The organism is Vibrio hepatarius, from assembly GCF_043642085.1.
Lineage (GTDB): Bacteria > Pseudomonadota > Gammaproteobacteria > Enterobacterales > Vibrionaceae > Vibrio > Vibrio hepatarius_C.
The window spans coordinates 20,029-34,147 of the sequence record NZ_JBHZSA010000012.1; the positions used below are offsets into that span (position 1 = coordinate 20,029).

14 protein-coding genes are annotated in these 14,119 nt (G+C 46.6%); 6 read left to right on the forward strand and 8 right to left on the reverse strand.

Annotated elements, in window-relative coordinates; all coding sequences use genetic code 11:
• Positions 1 to 300: 300 nt before the first annotated feature.
• The 4 genes from ACHUFZ_RS17830 (at position 301) to ACHUFZ_RS17845 (ending at position 2,725) form a co-directional block, all read left to right on the forward strand.
• Complete coding sequence (locus ACHUFZ_RS17830; RefSeq protein WP_394128202.1) at positions 301 to 561, forward strand: BufA1 family periplasmic bufferin-type metallophore; 261 nt, start codon at positions 301 to 303, stop codon at positions 559 to 561.
• A 69-nt stretch (positions 562 to 630) separates the two neighbouring features.
• Complete coding sequence (gene bufB, locus ACHUFZ_RS17835; RefSeq protein ID WP_394128203.1) at positions 631 to 1,497, forward strand: MNIO family bufferin maturase; 867 nt, start codon at positions 631 to 633, stop codon at positions 1,495 to 1,497.
• Positions 1,494 to 2,258, forward strand: coding sequence for an HvfC/BufC N-terminal domain-containing protein (locus ACHUFZ_RS17840; RefSeq protein ID WP_394128204.1), 765 nt, complete (start codon positions 1,494 to 1,496; stop codon positions 2,256 to 2,258). Before bufB ends, ACHUFZ_RS17840 begins: the two co-directional genes overlap by 4 nt.
• A gap of 11 nt (positions 2,259 to 2,269) precedes the next feature.
• Positions 2,270 to 2,725, forward strand: a complete 456-nt coding sequence (locus ACHUFZ_RS17845; RefSeq protein WP_134835782.1) for a DoxX family protein — start codon at positions 2,270 to 2,272, stop codon at positions 2,723 to 2,725.
• Here ACHUFZ_RS17845 and ACHUFZ_RS17850 read toward each other — a convergent pair.
• Both ACHUFZ_RS17850 and prlC read right to left on the reverse strand, forming a co-directional pair.
• Positions 2,722 to 2,934 (reverse strand): hypothetical protein, encoded by a 213-nt coding sequence (locus ACHUFZ_RS17850; protein WP_053440757.1) that lies wholly within the window; start codon positions 2,932 to 2,934, stop codon positions 2,722 to 2,724. The two genes, ACHUFZ_RS17845 and ACHUFZ_RS17850, sit on opposite strands and share 4 nt — an antisense overlap.
• Positions 2,935 to 3,029: 95 nt before the next feature.
• On the reverse strand, positions 3,030 to 5,072 hold the full coding sequence (prlC, locus tag ACHUFZ_RS17855; RefSeq protein ID WP_394128205.1) for an oligopeptidase A: 2,043 nt from the start codon (positions 5,070 to 5,072) through the stop codon (positions 3,030 to 3,032).
• Positions 5,073 to 5,290: 218 nt separating this feature from the next.
• On the opposite strand from prlC, the gene ACHUFZ_RS17860 reads away from it, so the two are divergent.
• Together ACHUFZ_RS17860 and gorA are read left to right on the forward strand one after the other, a co-directional pair.
• Positions 5,291 to 6,130: a 23S rRNA (adenine(2030)-N(6))-methyltransferase RlmJ gene (locus ACHUFZ_RS17860; RefSeq protein ID WP_394128206.1), complete on the forward strand. Its 840-nt coding sequence runs from the start codon at positions 5,291 to 5,293 to the stop codon at positions 6,128 to 6,130.
• A 299-nt stretch (positions 6,131 to 6,429) separates the two neighbouring features.
• Positions 6,430 to 7,785, forward strand: coding sequence for a glutathione-disulfide reductase (gorA, locus tag ACHUFZ_RS17865; protein WP_053440754.1), 1,356 nt, complete (start codon positions 6,430 to 6,432; stop codon positions 7,783 to 7,785).
• A gap of 91 nt (positions 7,786 to 7,876) precedes the next feature.
• Here gorA and mpaA read toward each other — a convergent pair whose 3' ends face one another.
• The 6 genes from mpaA to ACHUFZ_RS17895 all read right to left on the reverse strand — a co-directional run bounded on the left by mpaA (position 7,877) and on the right by ACHUFZ_RS17895 (position 14,018).
• On the reverse strand, positions 7,877 to 8,590 hold the full coding sequence (gene mpaA / locus ACHUFZ_RS17870) for a murein tripeptide amidase MpaA (RefSeq protein ID WP_394128248.1): 714 nt from the start codon (positions 8,588 to 8,590) through the stop codon (positions 7,877 to 7,879).
• Between the two features lie 199 nt (positions 8,591 to 8,789).
• Positions 8,790 to 9,707 carry an SPOR domain-containing protein gene (locus ACHUFZ_RS17875; RefSeq protein ID WP_394128249.1) on the reverse strand — a complete coding sequence of 306 codons (918 nt, stop codon included), beginning with the start codon at positions 9,705 to 9,707 and terminating at the stop codon, positions 8,790 to 8,792.
• A 172-nt stretch (positions 9,708 to 9,879) separates the two neighbouring features.
• Positions 9,880 to 11,532, reverse strand: a complete 1,653-nt coding sequence (locus ACHUFZ_RS17880; protein ID WP_394128207.1) for a phosphoethanolamine transferase — start codon at positions 11,530 to 11,532, stop codon at positions 9,880 to 9,882.
• The gene (locus ACHUFZ_RS17885) at positions 11,529 to 11,894 is read right to left on the reverse strand and encodes a diacylglycerol kinase (RefSeq protein ID WP_394128208.1); all 366 of its coding nucleotides are present in this window, start codon (positions 11,892 to 11,894) and stop codon (positions 11,529 to 11,531) included. The genes ACHUFZ_RS17880 and ACHUFZ_RS17885 overlap by 4 nt, the downstream gene beginning before the upstream one ends.
• 205 nt (positions 11,895 to 12,099) lie before the next feature.
• Positions 12,100 to 13,038: an ABC transporter permease gene (locus ACHUFZ_RS17890; RefSeq protein WP_394128209.1), complete on the reverse strand. Its 939-nt coding sequence runs from the start codon at positions 13,036 to 13,038 to the stop codon at positions 12,100 to 12,102.
• A 2-nt stretch (positions 13,039 to 13,040) separates the two neighbouring features.
• Positions 13,041 to 14,018 (reverse strand): ABC transporter permease, encoded by a 978-nt coding sequence (locus ACHUFZ_RS17895; protein ID WP_053440748.1) that lies wholly within the window; start codon positions 14,016 to 14,018, stop codon positions 13,041 to 13,043.
• Between the last annotated feature and the right edge of the window lie 101 nt (positions 14,019 to 14,119).

Genomic DNA, 14,119 nt, shown 5'->3' on the forward strand with positions numbered 1-14,119 from the left:
CTATACATGAAAAGGCATTATACCCGAGTGACTTTAAGATGCTAGGCGAGAAACACCTCCGTTACGCAGCAAGCCCGACGATGACTGCATCAGCAATGAAAAAAAGCAGAAAAAATCACACAATTATTCTCTCTATAAAACAACACCTTAGATAATCAAGACAAATAAAAACCAACGAAAAGATAATTTTTTTGAAAGTTTTCCGCCTCCTTCTCTATCCTTTTAACTAAGCAAGTTGATGAATTCACACATGATTCACTTGCCTACATAAGTAAAGGAATTAAGTCTGAGGAAATGAATATGAAAAAGTCTAATCTTGCTGTTACCGCTGCTGTTACAAGTCTTATTGCTTTTGGTGGTGCTGTGCTCACAGCGGCTCCAGCAGTCGCAGCCGAAAAAGAAAAATGCTACGGCGTGGCAAAAGCTGGCAAAAATGACTGTGCAACAAAAACCAGTTCTTGTGCCGGTACAGCAAAAGAAGATAACCAAACGGATGCATTTGTTGTCGTACCTAAAGGCCTATGTGGCAAGTTGGTGGGCGGTAGCACTCAATCATCATAATTTCTACCGATGACTATAGGCGGTCTAGGCTCAACTGACCGCCTTGTCTCATCCCATCACTATTCAAGGATGGCGTTTGTGAAATCAACCACTTTTCATCCCCAAGTCGGCGTAGGGCTACGCTCTCCACACCTAGACTACTTTGTCGCACAAAAACCACCGCTTTCTTGGTTAGAGATCCACAGCGAGAACTATTTCCAACCCTACTCAAAAGCAAGGCAACAACTGGAATTACTGGCTAACCACTATCAAATTAGCTGCCACGGTATTGGTTTATCACTGGGTAGTGTTGAGCGCGTGAGTCAACAGCATCTGACACAACTTCGTAGCCTGATTAACGATATTGAACCGTTTTTGGTTTCCGACCATCTCAGTTGGAGTCAAACTGGCGGCCACTACTTCAATGATTTATTACCACTGCCTTACACCGAAGAAGCACTCAAGGTCTTTTGCCGCAATGTTGAGGAAGTTCAAGATGCCATTCAACGACCTCTGCTGATTGAAAACCCTTCTAGCTATCTCAAGTTCAATCACTCGACCATTAAAGAGTGGGAGTTTTTGACCGAAGTACAAAAACGCACCGAGTGTCGGTTGCTACTCGATTTAAACAACATCCACGTTTCCGCCTTTAACCATGGCTTCGATAGTGTTGAGTACATCAATGCTATCCCTGAATATGCCGTGGATGAGATTCACCTCGCTGGATTTACCGTCAAGCAACTCGACCAAGGTGAGATCTGGATTGATACCCACAGCCGCCCGGTCAGTGATGAAGTGTGGCAACTCTATCAATATTGGCTCGAGTCGTATGGCGAGCGTCATACCCTGATTGAGTGGGATTTAGATATCCCTGAGCCAGAGGTATTGTTAAACGAGGCAAGCAAAGCCAGCCATCAACTGCAACGTTGGCAAGATAAGCAAAGGAAGGTCTCATGAGTGATGTGTCTCTTGCCAAGCTGCAACAGACGTTTGCCACTGCCTTGCACTATCAAGCCAGCGGTGAGGTGTGCAATATTGCTAGCGATACCTTCACGGCTGATGAGCGAATGCAGATTTATCGCAATAACTTTGTCGTTAGCCTTAGCGAAGTATTGGCTGCGACCTATCCTATGGTGTCGGCTCTGGTTGGCGAGGAGTGCTTTAATCAAATGGCCCGTCAGCATGTACTCAACAACCCTTTGAGTTCCGGTGATGTCAGCCACTATGGCGAGCATTTCAGTGACTCGATCAGCCACTTTCCTGCGGTGGTCGAAGCGGCCCCGTATGCCGCAGAAGTGGCGCGATTTGAATGGTGTATAGATTTAGCGCAGCAGCAACAGGGGCAAATATCCCTTTCCAATCAATTGTTGCCGCTCGCCAAGCTAGCCGAACTTGAGCCAGCGCAGCAAACATCTATTCATCTGCATCTATTGCCGGGCATGGTGCTGTTCCAATCTTGCTATGCCGTGTATTCACTACAGAAAGCCATTGCTGACAACCAGTTTGACGACTTGCAATTACACCAAGCGGAGCAAGGCTTTATTTGCTGTTCAGCTCAGGGGGAAGTTTGGACACAAAAGCTCGACAGCAATGCGTTTGACTTACTGCAGTACCTACATTCCGGCTGCACACTGGGTGAGATACCGCCAGAACAACTACAACACATCAATCTGATTTTTGACAGCAATGTAATTGCTGGATTTACACTTGCGTATTAAGGGGGATAAGCATGTCTGATTCAATCAAAAATATGCTCAACACTTACGACAATATTATCAATGCGACTCAGAGTGCTTTCGTTCCTCTATTGCTGCTGTTTTGCCGCCTTTGGGTTGCCTGGGTATTCTTTAATTCGGGGCTGACTAAGATTGCCACTTGGGATAGCACTCTCTATCTGTTTGAGTACGAATACCAAGTCCCGATTTTGCCATGGCAGTTAGCCGCTTATATGGGTACCGCGGCAGAGCTGATTCTGCCTGTGTTTGTGGCGTTTGGATTATTAACACGACCAATGGCTGCGATCTTGTTTGTATTTAATATTATCGCTGTGGTGTCCTATCCTGTGTTGTGGGAGCAAGGCTTCTTTGACCACCAATTATGGGGATTAATGATCCTAATCGTGGTGGTATGGGGACCAGGACCATTCTCTATCGATAAACTGCTAAGGGCTAAGTTCGCTCGCTAGCCATCGCTATTTAAATCATCGTTGACCGAGTTAACCGCATCACGAGAGGCGTGACCTATCGCTTTGGTCGCATCTCGTGTTGCGTGGCCGATAGCCGTCGTGGCATCACGAGTCGCGTGACCAATGTCAGTCCCCGCTTGCTTTAACTCAGCACAACCAGACGCACCTAGCAGTACGCTCAATATCAACATCTTACCTAGTTTCAGCATATTACCTCCTTGCATGCGGCGCTGATTATCATATCAATAAAAAACGCCCCTGACTCATCAAGTCAGAGGCGTTTTGTTTATTTCTCAAAAAGGAATTAAGCGCTAATTCCTGAATGACGCAGCAAAGCATCAATTTGTGGCTCACGACCGCGGAAGCGTTTAAACAGCTCCATCGGCTCTTCACTGCCACCCATCTCTAGGATGTTATTAAGGAAGCTTTGACCCGTTTCGGTGTTGAAAATGCCTTCTTCTTCAAAGCGAGAGAACGCATCCGATGACAACACTTCTGCCCACAAGTAGCTGTAGTAACCAGCGCTGTAGCCACCGGCAAAGATATGGCTAAAGCTGTGTGAGAAGCGGTTCCACTCCAAGCTTGGCAGTACTGCCACTTTCGATTTCACTTCCGCCAACGTTTCTAATACGCGAGGGCCCACTTCGGGATCAAACTCAGTGTGGAGCGTGAAATCAAACAGACCAAACTCTAGCTGACGCAAGATAAACATCGCTGACTGGAAGTTCTTCGCTGCCAGCATTTTTTCTAGCATCTCTTTTGGCAATGCTTGACCCGTTTCATAGTGACCAGAAATGAACGCCAGCGCCCCTTCTTCCCAACACCAGTTTTCTAGGAACTGACTTGGTAGCTCAACCGCATCCCATGGCACACCGTTAATACCTGATACCGCACCAGTGTCGACTTGAGTCAGCATGTGGTGAATACCATGACCAAATTCGTGGAACAGAGTTACTACTTCATCGTGAGTAAATAGCGCCGGCTTATCACCGACTGGGCGGTTAAAGTTACAGGTTAGATACGCGACTGGCGATTGCAGCTCACCGGTAGGGGTAATACGGCGCACGCGGCATTCGTCCATCCACGCACCACCACGTTTATGCTCGCGAGCATATAAGTCGAGATAGAAGCTACCACGCAGTTTGTCATCAGCATCAAAGATATCGAAGAAGCGCACTGACTCATGCCAAGTATCCACACCTTCACGCTCTTTAACCGTCATGCCAAACACGCGCTTCAGTACTTCAAACAGACCGCTTACCGCTTTCGCCTCTGGGAAGTATGGGCGCAGCTCTTCATCTGAAATTTGGAATAGGTGCTGTTTTTGCTTCTCGCTGTAATAAGCAATATCCCACAGGTTAAGCGCTTCAACGCCAAACTCTGCTTTAGCAAATTGGCGCAGCTCTTCCACTTCGCGTTCACCTTGAGGTTTTGCTTTGTTGGCTAAATCGTTCAAGAAACCCAGCACCTGTGAAGGGTTTTCTGCCATCTTGGTTGCCAGAGACTTTTCACTGTAAGTGTTAAAGCCGAGCATACGCGCAATCTCGCAACGCAGTTTTAACTGCTCGTTGATGATCTCTGTGTTGTCCCACTCACCCGCTTTAGGGCCACGATCTGACGCGCGAGTGACGTACGCTTCGTACAACTCTTTACGCAGCTCTTGGTTATCACAGTAAGTCATTACTGGTAGGTAAGATGGGATATCAAGAGTTAACAAGTAACCATCTAGCTGCTTAGATTCAGCCGCCGCTTTCGCTGCCGCCAGTGCCGACTCTGGCATGCCCGCCAAGTCTGCTTCATCGGTCACATGCTTGTTCCAACCCATAGTCGCATCAAGCACATTGTTCGAGAACTTAGAGCCTAGCTCTGACATACGCTTGCTGATCTCACCATAACGATGCTGCTCATCAGCAGGTAGGCCAATGCCTGACAATTCAAAATCACGTAGCGAATCAGTGATGGTTTTCTTTTGCGCTTGAGAAAGAGCTGCAAAGCTCTCGTCCGCCTTTAGCGCTTTATACGCTTCAAACAGACCTTTATGTTGGCCAACCCAAGTACCGTACTCAGACAATAGCGGCAGACAACTTTCGTAAGCGTCACGCAGTTCATCACTGTTGACCACCGAGTTCATGTGGCTCACAGGAGACCAAATACGACTTAAGCGGTCATCCACCTCTTCAATTGGCGCCACGACGCTTTCCCATGTTGGGGTAAGATCCTCGGCAAGTACCTGTTCGATTTTAGCTCGACAGTCAGCAATCACCTGCTCTACCGCTGGTTTAACATGTTCTGGTTTAATCTGTGAAAACGGGGGCAAATCGGTAAAACTAAGAAGTGGATTCGACATAAATCATTCCTTTTGTTAGCCAAAGCGAACTACGGGTTCGTCTATTGAGTATATTCAACATCTTAAAGATTAAATATAGGTGCGTTGAGCATTTTTCAATAGCGAGCGGCGGCTAAGTTGTTGCTAAATACGAGCATCGTGACGCCACTGAGTATATAATCGGCGAATCGTTCGTATTAACTTCAATATGGTTGCAAGACCATTTCGAGAGAGTCATTTTGTTAAGTTACCGCCACAGTTTTCACGCTGGTAACCACGCCGACGTGGTTAAGCATATCGTTCAAAGCCTTATTCTGGATGCGCTCAAGCAAAAAGATAAGCCATTTGTTTACCACGATACCCACTCAGGTGTAGGTCGTTACGACCTGACTCACGAGTGGTCAGAAAAAACTGGCGAATACAAACAAGGTATCGCTCGCATTTGGGATCAAGCGGATATCCCTCAAGATATTCAAAGCTACCTTGAGTCGATTAAAACGCTCAATAACGGTGATGCTCTGCGCTACTACCCAGGCTCACCCCGCGTGGCCCGCGCTCAACTGCGCCCGCAAGATCGCATGGTACTAACTGAACTGCACCCTGCCGATCACCCGCTGCTTGAGCAAGAGTTCCACCGCGATCGTCAGGTATCCATCTACAAAGAAGATGGCTTTCAACGTCTAAAAGCAAGCCTACCGCCAAAAGAGCGCCGCGGTCTTGTGCTGATTGATCCACCTTACGAATTGGCAAAAGAGTACCGTGACGTAGTGACAGCTATTGCTCAAAGCCATAAACGTTGGGCAACCGGTATCTACGCAATTTGGTACCCGGTAGTTAATCGTTGTGACATCGAAGATATGATTGAAGGATTAGAAGGCTTAGACATTCGCAAGATTCTGCAAATCGAATTAGGCGTGTCACCAGATACCAACGAGCGCGGTATGACAGCGTCAGGCATGATCGTAATTAACCCGCCGTGGAAGTTGGAAAGTCAGATGAAAGAAATTCTACCGTTCCTGCAAGAAGCAATTGCTCCTGCAACCGGTCACTTTAAAGTGGAATGGATAGTACCGGAGTAAGATTACTCTAGCCTAAATAGTTGGAGTTGCAGCTAGGCGACAAGTAAATACAGCCCTATGCGCATAGGTGTTCTATGTAATTAGGGTGGATTTACGCAGTCAACAACGCTGCAGCTTCAAATATGACGGCTATTATCGCTATTTGTCATAACCAACCTCACTTTTTCCCATTGGGAAATCAGTCAGAGTCGATTTATGATAAGAATCAAGGACAGCTCTGAGTGGCGGATTGAGTTTGCTCAAATTCATCCCTATATACTCAGTAGCAATCAAATAAATTAATAAGCTCGGAGAAAGTAATGGCGACTCATTTTGATTACATCTGTATCGGCGGCGGCTCAGGCGGCATCGCATCGGCTAACCGTGCAGCTATGTACGGCGCAAAAGTCGCGCTGATTGAAGCTCAAGACCTAGGCGGTACGTGTGTCAACGTTGGCTGTGTACCGAAGAAGGTTATGTGGCACGGTGCGCAAATTGCGGATGCAATGAACCTATACGCTGAAGACTACGGCTTCGATGTAGATGTAAAAGGCTTTGACTGGAGCAAACTAGTTGAAAGTCGCCAAGCTTACATTGGTCGTATACACCAGTCTTACGATCGTGTTCTGGGTAACAACAAAGTCAACGTCATCAAAGGCTTCGCTAAGTTTGTTGATGAGAAGACGGTTGAAGTAAACGGTGAACACTACACAGCGGATCATATCCTAATCGCTGTTGGTGGCCGTCCGACTATTCCAAACATTCCAGGTGCGGAATACGGCATCGACTCTAACGGTTTCTTTGAGCTAAACGAGCAGCCAAAACGCGTTGCTGTGATTGGCGCAGGTTACATTGCGGTTGAAATCGCAGGCGTACTGAATGCACTTGGTACAGAAACTCACCTGTTTGTACGTAAAGAATCTCCACTACGTAGCTTTGACCCAATGATCATTGAAACGCTAGTTGAGGTAATGGACGCAGAAGGTCCTAAGCTGCACACCCAATCTATTCCAAAAGAGATCGTTAAAGAAGCGGATGGCAGCCTGACTCTTCACCTAGAAAACGGCAACACACAAAACGTTGACCAACTAATCTGGGCAATCGGCCGTCACCCAGCAACGGACGCAATCAACCTTGCATCTACTGGCGTTGAAACCAACGACCGTGGCTACATCAAGGTAGACGAATACCAAGAAACCAATGTGAAAGGCATCTACTGTGTAGGTGACATCATGGAAGGCGGTATCGAACTGACTCCAGTTGCGGTTAAAGCAGGTCGCCAGCTTTCTGAGCGTCTGTTCAACGGCAAAACCAATGCGAAAATGGACTACAACCTAGTTCCTACTGTTGTATTTAGCCACCCACCTATCGGCACTATTGGTCTAACAACTCAAGAAGCTGAAGAGAAATACGGCAAAGACAACGTGAAGGTTTACACCTCTGGCTTTACGGCGATGTACACAGCAGTAACTAAGCACCGTCAACCATGTAAGATGAAGCTAGTATGTGCTGGTGAAGAAGAGACTGTTGTTGGTCTGCACGGCATCGGTTTCACAGTTGATGAAATGATTCAAGGCTTCGGCGTAGCTATGAAGATGGGCGCAACCAAAGCAGACTTCGACTCTGTTGTGGCGATTCACCCAACTGGCTCAGAAGAGTTTGTTACGATGCGCTAATCGCTCACTGTCACTTTTTGGCAGATAAGCGTTCTAACTATAACGGGCCGTGCATTCTATGCACGGCCCGTTTTTTATTTTGAGGTTAAAGCTAACAGCGACTCGGCTGATATTCCAACAGCGCGATAAACGCCTCTAGATAGTGCTCAATGGTGAAATCTGCCGCAACGGGGGGAAGCTCCAAGGTGATACAAGGCAAATTCCTTTCGTCGCACCAAGAGCCAAATGAACCCGGGGTTTCATAATCAACATCGTCAACCATGGGCAAATCAAACTTCTTAGACAGCCAAGCCGCCAATTCTGAGCGATGTGGGTCATCGACACAGGCAAGCGGCTCGTGAAACGACACCACAAACTCAGGCTGCCTTTGCTCAATCAATTCAATCAGTGCCTGAATCTCGGGCTCTAATAGATCCTTTTTTCCAGTTCCGATTTTCACATCTCGTACTGACGTGTTTGAGCTCCAACGATACACAGTGCCCTCTTTGACCCAATTTTGCGTAGGAAAAGCGCGGTTAAGGTCAACCTGATTGGCATTAGCTCGGGTGCCTAATTGGTTACCATCAGGATTAATCGACAAGATGACATCATGGCACAACCTCTCTGCTGGCAGGCTGCGCAATGCACAAGACAGGCCTGCTATTGAGGCCGTTTCATCACCATGGGTTCCGGCTAAAATCAGGCCACGCGACTCACTCTCTACTTGAGCGGGGAAATAAAGCAACTTCGCGCCAAGTACTGAGTTTCCATATGACAGCGGCGTAATTGAAAATGCCGCTCTTTCCGTTCTTGGAATTAAACTCACCATAATCTCCTGATTTGTTGAGTAGTATGATGTGATACGCGCATCTTGGTGTAGCGACTCCAATGAAGCATAAACCTGCTCAGCATGCTACGTTCAAACTCACCTGGTGATTTTGTCCGTTACCACAGTAGCTATAATAAGTTTATCTCGCGGATACAAAAAAGCAGGCCAATTAGCCTGCTTTTTTATTGCTTAGTGACTACTTCACACACATTACATTGAGCAGTGAAGTGCCTTTTAGCTGATTGGTCTTGCCACTGGTAAATAAGCCAATTTTGTTGCTCCCCCAATAAGGTAAATGCATTGGCCATTGGCTCTTTTCCATCTCTCCCGATTTGAGCAGCGCCTGCCACTGCTCTATCGTCGCCATTCCCATGCCAAGGCGATAACAGGTCTTATACGCTTCGTCATAATCCATACGGTTCCACGGCAGTGAGTGCTCCATATAGAACTGATCATCACTAAACATCACGTAAGGGACTTTATATTCCACGCCATTAATGGTGGTCGCTAAACGAATCGCAATTTCTTGCTGTTGCTTTTTCGGCTCAGGGGAAGAAACAACAGTTGGCTTAGCCGGTTGTTTTATCGGTGCGGGTAATACCGTTGTAGACTGAGCTGCTGGCTTAGGTGACTTTTTGGTTTTGGCTGGTGGTGTCGCTTTCACTGGTTTCCCGCTCACCACTTCACGAATAAAGGCTTCTTTATAGCCCTTTTCCGTTTTTACATTCGCAAGGTCCTGCTTCACCTCAGCGAAATTGGTGTAAGGCCCGATTAAGCAGCGCCATCCTTTAGCTTCAGGCTTTATCCATACATCAGTGCCGATGTGCTTATACAAGGCCTTAGCTTTCTCCAATGACAACGGCTTACCAAACACACCACACTGAATCCAAAAAGTAGATTCACTGCCACGCGGCTTAGAATTGCCCCATATCCCTTTGCCGATCGGACAGGCTTTATCTAGTACCGGCAGTTCATTCGCATAGGCTTGGGTTGCATCACAGAGGAATTCTTGAGCCAGTGTCGGCGTAGGCATAACTGGCAAGGCCAATAGAGCTATAAGGCTCCATCGCTTAGAAAAAAATTGCTTTGGCTTTGCTGCCATATCGATATCCATAAACTTCATTCTTTTATCCACTATGCAGACAAATAGTGTGACATTATTACTTGTTCACTGTTGAGAAAAAGTGAATGCAAAAAAAGAGCCGTAATCAATTACGGCCCCTAGTGTAGTGAGAATCTACACGCTAAATCCAAGGCTCAGATCACCCTTTAAGCAATTGATATCCTCACAACTTAACCCGACACGCAGAAAAGATATCTTTCTCTACCTGATAGGTTTCCGTTTCGACATCCATTATGCCTAATAAAGAGTGAAACAGGTTGTCTTGCGAATAATGCTCGCGCAGCTTGGCGCCTTGCTTGAGACAATCGTAGTTGATATTTTTCGCCTGCTGGAAACCTGGTGACATCCAAACAATAAGTGGTACCGTGGTTTGATAATCTGGCGCGAACGCGTACGGCGCACCATGTAAATACATGCCACCCTCGCCCAGCGATTCACCATGGTCAGACAGGTAGATCACCGCAGTATTGTATTTCGACTCTAGACCCTTGAGCTGTTCAATCACCTGACTCAGAACAAAATCGGTATAACGAATGCTGTTGTCGTAACTATTGAGTATCTGTTGCTGAGTACAATTTTCAATATCAGCTCTCGGGCAATCAGGCTGGAACACCGCCATATCCTTTGGATAGCGCTTATAGTAGGTTGGCCCGTGGCTGCCAATAAGATGCAAGGCAATCAGCTCATTACCCGAAAGCCGTTCGATATTCGGCAATAAGTTTTCTAGTAGCACCATGTCGTAGCAGGTATTGCCATCACACTCACTGTCTTTACGCGAGCGTTGCATCATCTGAACTTCGATATGTCGAGCTACGTTCTTATCCCCACCGTCATCGTCTTCCCAAATCATCGACACTCCGGCACGATTGAGAATATCGAGCACATTATCTTGGTTATTGGCCTGATCATGATCGTAGCTGTCGTGGGTCAAGATGGAGAACATACACGGCAATGACACCGCAGTAGCCGTACCACAAGAGCGCACATCTTGAAACGACACCACGTCTAACTTGCTGGTGTAAGGGTTGGTGTCACGTGAATAGCCATTAAGCTGATAATTTTGCGAGCGTGCGGTCTCGCCGACCACTAATACCACCAAATTGGGCTTGTGCTGAGCTTGCTCTAAGGCTTGCTTAGACTGATGCGCATCCAGTCCCAGTTCGACATAAGGTTGTGGGGTGGTGAAGTAAGTCTGCTTGATATAGCTGCTGGTGGCATAAACAAACTGCGTTGGCACAATCATTTTCTTTAAATAGCTGTGATTGCGGCCAAACGAAGCGTAATCCTGATAGTAAAGTCCGGCAATGAGCGCCAACATCAACACCGAGCCTAATATAGAGAGTAGTTTTTTCCCAATCAGTTTAAGCCAGGGTTCACGCTTAATCGGCACCATGATCAGCAGCACTGCAGGCAAAACACCGAGCCCAACGACCCATAATATCGAGTAAAGACTGAGATAAGAGCTCGCCTCACTGCTGTCAGTCTGCATGATATTAACGATCATATTGGTGTCAAAGATGGTGCCATAGTTATAGCCGGCATAACTGACGAGCGCCGAAAGGACCAACAGCAAGCTAAAAAAAGGCTTAGTCACTAAAGGCCAACTCAACAAATTGAACAGCAAGTTGAGCACTGCAAAGAAGAACAGCGGAATAGAGAGGATAAAGCCAAGCTTTACCGCATCCATCGCTGAGAAAAGTTGTAGCAGCTCTTTATAAATAGGCAGGTTTAACGCCAGAGAGAAATAGACCGCCAGTAACGCACTCAATGCCACATAGCTAAGCTTGATAGAGTGTCGACCAATCCAAGCTGTCATAGTAGACCTCCAACAATGATTCCCCAGGTTAGCAATGCCAACATCAAGGCAATAAACACCGCGGCTGAGGCGATATCTTTCGCTCGACCGCTCAACTCGTGCAGCTCACTGCCGATGCGATCAACCACAGCTTCGATTGCTGAGTTAAGCAGTTCAACAATCACGACAATAAACAGACTGCCAATCAGCAATACCTTTTCAACCGCGGTGACAGGTAGCCACAACGCCACTACTAGCATAGCTAAACCAATGATGATCTCTTGCCTAAATGCCGCCTCATGTTGCCATGCCGCCTTTAGCCCCTTGATTGAATATCGCGTTGCATGCAGCACGCGGACAATTCCCGTTTTTCCAGGCTTCACTCACTTACCTTCTTGATGACTTAATTATTATGTTTATGTTCAAACCACCTCAGTTGTAAGAGATGGCCTACTACTCATTTTAATAATCAGACACGAAATCGGCGTAAAACGCTCCGTCCAATGCGGTAAACATTGATTACCGAATTGAAATACACCAAAAACAAAAAAGCCGCGAATAATCGCGGCTTTATCGATAAGGAGAAAATTACCCTTTGTAGATCTTCGGGTTAAATACATCACGTAACCAGTCACCCAGTAGGTTGATAACCAATACCAGCATAACTAGAACGATGCCAGGGAAGGCAGTAATCCACCATGCACCTGAGAAGATGTAGTTAAAGCCGATACTGATTAAAGCACCTAGTGATGGTTGATCGACCGGTAGACCTAAACCAAGGAAAGACAGCGCCGCTTCCGACATGATCGCATTGGCCACCTGAACCGTCGAGATAACCAAGATCGGTGATAGACAGTTTGGCAGAATGTGGCGGAACATAATGCGTGGTGCTTTAAAGCCCATTACACGTGCCGCTTCAACATACTCTTTCTTCTTCTCAGCCAATACTGAAGCACGGATAGTACGTGCATACTGCGGCCATTCAGCCACACCAATGATCACCACCAGCATCACCACCGCATACTGACTATAGAAGTCACTGCCAAAGCTGGCTTTAAAGATAGCCGAGACGATGATCGCGACCATCATGGTTGAGAACGAAAGCTGTACATCAGCAAAACGCATTAGGAAACTATCGATACGGCCACCGAAGTAACCCGCAGATAAACCAATCACGATACCTAGGAATAACTGTAGACCTACAGCTAAGAAACCAATCGTTAGTGACAAACGAGAGCCGTAAAGAATGGTCGACAAAATGTCACGGCCCTGCTCATCGGTACCAAGCAAGAATCGCTCATCACCATCTTCCATCCATGATGGTGGCAGCTCTGAGTCCATAATATCAATCGATGATAAATCGTATGGGTCAGTTGGCGATAAAACTGGCGCAGCCAAAGCCATCACCAAGAAAAGCATGAACACAGTAAAACTTGCCATCGCGACGTTATCGCGCTTGAAGTAATACAAGAAGTCCGACTGTTTAAAACGCTCCCAGCGAGAAGGAGCTACTGCTGTTTGACTCATGATTAAGCTCCTTTACCTGTTAGATTTACGGTCGGGTTGATGATGCCGTATAGCAAGTCAACAATCGTATTGGTTACCACGAAGATTAGGCCAACAAAAATAACGTAAGCCGTGATAAGCGGTGTATCTACACGGTTAATTGCTTCAAGGAAAAGGAAACCTGTACCAGGCCACTGGAAAACTGTTTCAGTTAGGATGGTATAAGCCACCATAGTACCAATCTGTACACCACCGACCGTTAATACTGGCAGCATGGTGTTTTTCAATGCGTGTTGGTAGTAAATCTTGTTCAGTGCAAGGCCTTTCGCCTTACCAAACTTAATGTACTCAGAGCTAAGAACTTCAAGCATCTCTGAACGTACCAGACGAATAAATAGCGGCAGCATGATAGATGCCAGTGCAATACATGGCAGAACCAAGTGAGCTAGTCCATCAAGGGTAAAGTAGCCTGACTCCCAGCCAAATATATTAGCTGTCTCACCTCGGCCATAAGATGGCAACCAGCCTAACTCAATCGAAAACACATACATCAGCATGATGGCGGTTAAGAAAACAGGAATCGAGATACCGATACTACTGCCAGCCATCACTAGCTTAGTAAAGAAGCTTTTTGGATGAATTGCCGAGTAGACGCCAAGAGGAATCGAACAGAAAACAATGATAAGCGTGGCACCAAACACTAACTCGAGTGTCGCTACCAATTTATCAAGAATCACTTCAACCGCAGGGCGCTTGAAGAAGTAAGATGTACCTAAGTCACCTTGTAGCGCATTGCCGACAAAGCGAGTGTATTTTGTAATGAAGGGATCATTCAGACCTAGATCATCACGTAGCGCTTGGCGCTCGGCTTCTGAAACCGACTGACCAACCAACTCACGTAACGGGTCGCCTAGGTTATCCTGAATGGCAAACGCCACTAGACTGATCACAAACATCACTATCAGTGCCTGAAACAGGCGCTTGACCAGAAACGAAAACATTCCTTGCCCCTTAAACTTTCCATAGATTTCAGTCTTAAAAATGGTACTTAACCCGACTGAAACAAAGCTAAGCACCAAAAATCGACCAAGCACTCACCGAA

Excerpts from the sequence above, each read along its gene's own strand:
- ACHUFZ_RS17830 (WP_394128202.1), top strand. The coding sequence starts at position 301 with ATGAAAAAGTCTAATCTTGCTGTTACCGCTGCTGTTACAAGTCTTATT.
- bufB (WP_394128203.1), top strand. The coding sequence starts at position 631 with ATGGCGTTTGTGAAATCAACCACTTTTCATCCCCAAGTCGGCGTAGGG.
- ACHUFZ_RS17840 (WP_394128204.1), top strand. The coding sequence starts at position 1,494 with ATGAGTGATGTGTCTCTTGCCAAGCTGCAACAGACGTTTGCCACTGCC.
- ACHUFZ_RS17845 (WP_134835782.1), top strand. The coding sequence starts at position 2,270 with ATGTCTGATTCAATCAAAAATATGCTCAACACTTACGACAATATTATC.
- ACHUFZ_RS17850 (WP_053440757.1), bottom strand. The coding sequence starts at position 2,934 with ATGCTGAAACTAGGTAAGATGTTGATATTGAGCGTACTGCTAGGTGCG.
- prlC (WP_394128205.1), bottom strand. The coding sequence starts at position 5,072 with ATGTCGAATCCACTTCTTAGTTTTACCGATTTGCCCCCGTTTTCACAG.
- gorA (WP_053440754.1), top strand. The coding sequence starts at position 6,430 with ATGGCGACTCATTTTGATTACATCTGTATCGGCGGCGGCTCAGGCGGC.
- ACHUFZ_RS17875 (WP_394128249.1), bottom strand. The coding sequence starts at position 9,707 with ATGGATATCGATATGGCAGCAAAGCCAAAGCAATTTTTTTCTAAGCGA.
- ACHUFZ_RS17880 (WP_394128207.1), bottom strand. The coding sequence starts at position 11,532 with ATGACAGCTTGGATTGGTCGACACTCTATCAAGCTTAGCTATGTGGCA.
- ACHUFZ_RS17890 (WP_394128209.1), bottom strand. The coding sequence starts at position 13,038 with ATGAGTCAAACAGCAGTAGCTCCTTCTCGCTGGGAGCGTTTTAAACAG.
- ACHUFZ_RS17895 (WP_053440748.1), bottom strand. The coding sequence starts at position 14,018 with ATGTTTTCGTTTCTGGTCAAGCGCCTGTTTCAGGCACTGATAGTGATG.